Annotated in this window: 2 protein-coding genes; one reads left to right on the forward strand and one right to left on the reverse strand. The window is 68.9% G+C overall.

The genetic code is table 11. From position 1 onward, the window contains the following. A partial coding sequence (locus tag AC27VN_RS32170) for an AAA family ATPase (protein ID WP_490879185.1) occupies positions 1-1,813 on the reverse strand: 1,813 nt, incomplete at its 3' end. Between the two features lie 486 nt (positions 1,814-2,299). On the opposite strand from AC27VN_RS32170, the gene hrpA reads away from it, so the two are divergent. Next, positions 2,300-5,134 (forward strand): ATP-dependent RNA helicase HrpA (gene hrpA, locus AC27VN_RS32175; RefSeq protein ID WP_490879186.1); only part of this gene is annotated, 2,835 nt, incomplete at its 3' end.

Genomic DNA, 5,134 nt, shown 5'->3' on the forward strand with positions numbered 1-5,134 from the left:
CGGCCAGGAAGGCCGTCGCGTGCGACTCGATCAGCTCGAGCGCGCGGATGTGCTCGCGCGCCAGGATCTGCTCGATCTCCCGGTTGGTGGCCGCCACGTCGGTGTTGAGGTTGTCGTTGGCGTCGGTCGTCACGTCGGTGCGGCTCCAGCGGCTGCCGAAGGCGTGGTGCCGCACGTGGCGCGCCGCGGTCTCGGTGGCCTGCGCCAGGTCCTGCTCGGCGCCGGTGGTGGCGCCGGCATCGCCGAACACCAGCCGCTCGGCCGCGCGGCCGGCCAGGCTCACGCAGATGCTGTCGAGCGTGTTCTGCTTCGACCAGGCCTTGCGCTTCACGTAGCTGTTGTAGCCGCCCTCGAACGAGGCCACGTTGATGCGGATTTCCTGCGGTGCGCGGCCGAACAGCAGCGCATAGACCAGCCCGTGGCCGGCCTCGTGCACCGCCAGCAGCGCGCGGAAGTCGGCGTTGGCGCGCTGCTTGAGTCGGTTGAGCTCGAGCACCACCGGGAACTCGCGCCGCGCGAGGTGAAAGCGCGCCACCATCTTCGCCTGGCCCTGCGCACCCTGCGATCGGTCGCCCGCGTCCAGCATCAGCCAGACCGGCTCGGCGCCGTTGGCGCCCTGTTCGAGCGCCCAGAGCGCCACGTTGACCAGGGTCGCGCTGAGGATCGCGTGGATCGACGAGAACAGCGGCCGCGTGCCCTGCGCGGGGAACACCGCGTTGGCGTAGAGCTGCTCGTAGACGCTGGCGTCGAGCACGAAGCGCACGCCCGAGCTCTCCTGGATCTCGCTCACGTAGCGGTCGCAGATCGAGAGGATCAGGCGCACGTAGGTCGCGCGGTCGAACGAGGGATAGATCACGTGGTTGTTGCCCAGCCGCGCGATCTGCTCGGGCTTGAAGCGTTCGGCCAACGCCTTCTTGACGTCGATCAGCGAGAGCTTCTTCGTCAGCGCGTGGAAGATGTCGGCGTCGGTGTCGCAGTCCTCGACCCGCTTCGCGGTCTCGGCGTACATCTCGTCGAGGTTGCCCGAGACGAACACCAGCAGCTTCGAGTAGTCGGTCTCCCAGCTCTCCTGCGAGGCGCGGAAGGCGCGCAGCCGCTCCTGAATCTCGGCCGGCTTCCAGGTCATGATGTCGAGCAGCGATTCGCGCAGCTTGAGGCAGCGCTTGAACTCCTGCGCCTCCCAGGGCGACAGCTGAAGCCGGCGCTTGCGGCGCGGCTTGCCGTCCTTCTGGTCTTCCTCGTCGTCGTCTTCGTCCACGCTCTTGCGGTCCTGGTCGTACTCGGCCCAGGCCAATGAAGACTCGATCTCGCCGAGCACCGACAGCGAGGGCGGCAGGCGGCCGTCGGACAGCAGCGCCCAGACGTCCTGGTAGCGCTCGACCTTGGCTTCCTTGCCGTGCTTGTCGACGGTGCGAAAGCGCTGGAACTCGTCGAGCACCAGGATGCCGCGCTCGCCCTCGGCGATGCCCGACTCGGCGAGCATGGCCGAGATCGAGCCGGCGCTGCGGTGGCCCGAGCCGTGGCTGAAGCCGTCCATCTGCACTTCGATGAAGCGGTCGTAGAAGCCCAGGTGCTGGGCCAGGCGGCGCACCAGCTGCGTCTTGCCGGTGCCCGTGAGGCCCCAGAGGCAGATCACGACCGGGCGGCCGATGAGCTGCGGCAGCACGTACCAGGCGCGCAGGGAATCGATCACGCGATCGATGATGTCGTCGATGCCGAAGAGCTCGGTCTTCAGCGAATGGGCCACGGCCTGCAGGTGGCGCGAGCGCTCGGCGAGCGTCGCATGCAGGTCGGAATGGATGTCGTTGGACATGGCGGTCTTTTTCTTCTTCGGATGATGTTTCGGGAGACGGGAACGCGGCCGCTTCCCCGCGAACGGGGAGAGGCTGCATGCGATGCGCTGGTCGGGATCAGGGCGGCGCGCTTCGGACTGCTGCCGAAGCGCGCGGGCGGCGTTCCGTGAAGGAGAACGCGGCGCGCGCGGGCTTCGTCAGGCCGGGCGGGTCGACTTGACCCCGCCACGTGCACTCACGTGGCCTGCGCGCAAACGCAGCGAGGGGGGGACAAGGATGGTGGTCATGGCCGCGATCGTAGCGGCGCGGGCTCGCGGCGTAAAGAATATTTACGCCGCGGTGTGGATGTGCTGCAACATCCATCGCGCGCGTCGATAATCGACGGTTTGCCCGAAGAGAACGGGCGCCTGCGCTTGCGACCCCCTCCCTTGACGACCACGACGACTTCCTCCCTTCGCATCGACTTTCCCGAATCGCTGCCGGTCTCCGCCCGGCGCGAGGAGATCATGGCCGCCATCCAGGCGCACCAGGTGGTGATCGTCTGCGGCGAGACCGGCTCGGGCAAGACCACGCAACTGCCGAAGATCGCGCTGGCGCTGGGCCGCGGCAAGCTCAATGCCGAGCCCGGCAAGGGCCGCCTCATCGGCCATACGCAGCCGCGCCGCATCGCCGCGAGCTCGGTGGCCAAGCGCATCGCGGAAGAACTCAAGACACCGCTGGGCGACGTGGTCGGCTTCAAGGTGCGCTTCCAGGACCGCCTGTCGCGCGATGCCTCGGTCAAGCTGATGACCGACGGCATCCTGCTGGCCGAGACGCAGACCGATCCGCTGCTCAAGGCCTACGACACCATCATCATCGACGAGGCCCACGAGCGCTCGCTGAACATCGACTTCCTGCTCGGCTACCTGCGCGAGATCCTGCCGCGCCGGCCCGACCTCAAGGTGATCGTGACCTCGGCGACCATCGACGCCGACCGCTTCGCGCAGCATTTCGCCTCGGCCAAGGGGCCGGCGCCCACGGTGTTCGTCTCGGGCCGCACCTTCCCCGTGGAGCAGCGCTACCGGCCCTTCGAGGAATCGCGCGACCACGACCTCAACGACGCCATCGCCGACGGCGTCGACGAGCTCTGGCGCGATCCGCACCATGCGGGCGACATCCTGGTCTTCCTGCCCGGCGAGCGCGAGATCCGCGAGGCCGCCGACCATCTGCGCCGGCACCTCACGCACCAGCCGCTGTACCGCAATGCCGAGGTGCTGCCGCTGTTCGCGCGCCTGTCGCAGGCCGAGCAGGACCGCATCTTCGACGGCCACACCGGCCGGCGCATCGTGCTGGCCACCAACGTGGCCGAGACCTCGCTCACCGTGCCGGGCATCCGCTACGTGATCGACGCGGGCACGGCGCGCGTGAAGCGCTACAGCTTCCGCAGCAAGGTCGAGCAGCTGCTGGTCGAGCCGATCAGCCAGGCCGCCGCCAACCAGCGCGCGGGCCGCTGCGGCCGCGTGGCCAACGGCATCTGCATCCGCCTCTACGACGAGAAGGACTTCGAGGGCCGGCCGCGCTTCACCGATCCCGAGATCCTGCGTTCGTCGCTCGCGGGCGTGATCCTGCGCATGAAGTCGCTGCGGCTTGGCGACGTGTCGCGCTTTCCCTTCCTCGAGGCGCCGTCGCCGCGCGCCATCGCCGACGGCTACCAGCTGCTCAACGAGCTCGGCGCGGTCGACGATGCCAACGAGTTGACCGCCACCGGCGCCGAGCTCGCCAAGCTGCCGCTCGACCCGCGCGTGGGCCGCATGATCCTCGAGGCCCGCTCGCGCGGCGCGCTCGACGAGGTGCTGGTGATCGCCTCGGCGCTCAGCGTGCAGGACGTGCGCGACCGCCCGATGGAAGCGCAGCAGCAGGCCGACCAGGCGCATTCGAAGTTCGACGACGAGAAAAGCGAGTTCAGCGGCTACCTGCGGCTGTGGAAGTGGATCGCCGACGCGCGCGGCGGCCACGGCGACAGCCACAAGCTCAGCAACCGCCAGTACGAGCAGCTGCTGCGCCAGAACTTCGTCAACGTGCGCCGCGTGCGCGAATGGCGCGACATCCATTCGCAGCTGCTCACGGTGGTCACCGAGCACAAGTGGCGCATCAATGCCGAGCCCGCGGGCTACGAGCCGCTGCACCTGTCGATGCTGGCCGGCCTGCTCGGCAACGTCGGCTGGAAGCTCGAGGACGACGAGGCCTACCTCGGCGCGCGCGGCATCAAGTTCTACAAGCATCCTGGTGCGCACCTGAAGAAGAAGCCGGGGCGCTGGATCGTGGCGGCCGAACTGGTCGAGACCACGCGGCTGTTCGGCCGCGGCATCGCCAACATCGAGCCGCAGTGGCTCGAGGAAGTGGGCGGGCATCTGCTGAAGAAGCAGCTGCTCGATCCGCACTGGGAGAAGAAGAGCGCGCAGGTGGCCGCGCTCGAGCGCGCCACGCTCTACGGCCTGGTGGTCTACAGCGGCCGGCGCGTCGACTTCACGCGCGTCGACCCGGTCGCCGCGCGCGAGATCTTCATCCGCGAGGCGCTGGTCGGCGGGCAGTGGGACAGCCGCTTTCCGTTCCTCGCGGCCAACCGCAAGCTGGTGCGCGAGGTCGAGGGCCTCGAGCACAAGTCGCGCCGGCAGGACGTGCTGGTCGACGACGAGCTGATCTTCGCCTTCTACGACGCGCAGTTGCCGGCCGACGTGGCCAGCGGCACGACCTTCGAGAACTGGTACCGGCAGGCCTCGAAGGAGCAGCCGCGGCTGCTGTTCCTCTCGCGCGACGAGCTGATGCGCCACCAGGCGGCCGGCATCACCACCCAGTCGTTCCCGCCCACCTTGCGGCTCGGCGGCGTGGATTGCGCCGCGACCTATCTGCACGAGCCCGGCGACGCCAAGGACGGCCTGACCGTCAGCGTGCCGCTGTTCGTGCTCAACCAGGTCAGCGAGGAACGCTGCGAATGGCTGGTGACGGGCATGCTCAAGGACAAGATCCAGGCGCTGCTCAAGAGCCTGCCGCAACGGCCGCGCTCGCGGCTGGTGCCGCTGCCCGAGTCGGCGGCGAAGCTGGCCGAGGCGCTGTCGGAACCCGAGCTGTTCGGCACGGGCTCGCTGACCGACGTGCTGCTCAAGCGCGTGCGCGACATGACCAGCATCGACGTGAAGCGCGCCGACTTCAAGCTCGACATGCTCGCGCCGCACCTGTTCATGAACCTGCGCGTGGTCGACGAGCACGGCCGCCAGCTCGGCATGGGGCGCAACCTCGGCGCGCTCAAGGCCGAGCTCGGTGCGAAGGCACGCGGTGCGTTCCAGGCGCTGGCCGGGCTCAAC

Source organism: Variovorax sp. 20P10.2.4, assembly GCF_058244205.1.